1 protein-coding gene is annotated in these 1,294 nt (G+C 69.3%); it reads right to left on the bottom strand.

Translation table 11 applies throughout. The features are described 5' to 3' along the window. Window positions 1-74 precede the first annotated feature (74 nt). The gene (locus Psi01_RS42875) at window positions 75-1,235 is read right to left on the bottom strand and encodes a glutathione-independent formaldehyde dehydrogenase (protein ID WP_204069954.1); all 1,161 of its coding nucleotides are present in this window, start codon (window positions 1,233-1,235) and stop codon (window positions 75-77) included. Window positions 1,236-1,294 lie beyond the last annotated feature (59 nt).

Below are 1,294 nucleotides of genomic sequence, written 5' to 3'. Positions count from 1 at the left end.
GCTCCAGCTCGACTCGCTCCACCCCGTCGGCCGCGAGGATGGCGATGCGGCGTCCGTTCAGCTCTCCGGCCATGTCAGGCACCCGCCCCCGCCATCGCCGGGTGCAGGACGACCTTCGTCCAGCCCTCGTCTCGCTTGTCGAAGTGCTCATACGCCTCCGGCGCGCGGTCGAGGGACAGCTCATGGCTGACGATGAAGGACGGTTCGGCCTTGCCCCCGGCGATCAGGTCGCGCAGCTGCCGGTTGTACTTCTTGACCGGGGCCTGGCCGCTGCCGATGCGCTGGCCCTTGAACCAGAACATGCCGTAGTCGAAGGCCAGTTTGCCCTGCTTGGCCAGCTCGTCGCCGGCCCCGGGGTCCTGCGGGACGAAGACGCCGACACAGCCGATCTTCCCGGTGAACCGTACCGAGGCGACCAGCCGGTTCATCGTCAGGTTGGGCTGTTCCCGGCCGTCGGGCTCGTGCGCCTGATAGCCGACGCACTCGCAGCCGTTGTCCGCGCCCAGCCCCATCGTCTCGTCCAGCACGACCTGCACCGGGTCGACCTTGGAGTCGTCGATGGCGATCGCACCGATCGATTCGGCCAGCCGCAGCCGGTCGGGATGGCGGTCGACGACCATCACCTTGCTCGCCCCTCGGATGGTCGCCGAGAGGGCGGCCATCAGCCCGACCGGGCCCGCACCGTAGATGACCGTCTGGTCGCCGGGCTGCACGCCGGCCATCTCGGTGGCGTGGTAGCCGGTCGGGAAGATGTCGGCGAGCATCACGTAGTCGGTCTGGCGCTGCTCGGCGTCCTCGCCCAGCCGCAGGCAGTTGAAGTCGCCCCAGGGCACGCGCAACAGCTCGGCCTGCCCGCCGCCGTAGGGGCCCATGTCGGCGAAGCCGTAGGCGGCGCCGGCCATCTTCGGCTCAGGCTGGGCGGTCAGGCAGTAGTTCGTCAGCTGACGTTCGCAGTTCTTGCAGTGCCCGCACGAGATGTTGAACGGCAGGACGACCCAGTCGCCCACCTGGACCTTGTCGACCCCGGCGCCGACCTCGACCACCTGGCCCAGGTTCTCGTGCCCGAACCAGCGGCCGGGCTCGAAGTCGGTCCGCCCCTCGTACATATGCAGGTCCGAGCCGCAGATGTTCGCCGACGTGATCCGCACCAGGACATCGGTCGGCCGCTCGATCCGCGCGTCCGGCACCTCCTTGACACTGACCTGCCGCGGCCCCTCGTACACCACTGCCTTCATGACCATCCCCCGTCGCAGATGCCTCCCTCCCCATGGGCGGCCCCCCAGCCCGATACCCC

Origin of the sequence: Paraplanobispora siamensis, from assembly GCF_016863175.1 — a bacterium.
In the GTDB taxonomy this organism is placed as follows: Bacteria; Actinomycetota; Actinomycetes; order Streptosporangiales; family Streptosporangiaceae; genus Planobispora; species Planobispora siamensis.
The sequence above is the reverse complement of the archived record's forward strand: the minus strand, read 5'-3'. Positions and strand labels throughout refer to the sequence as shown.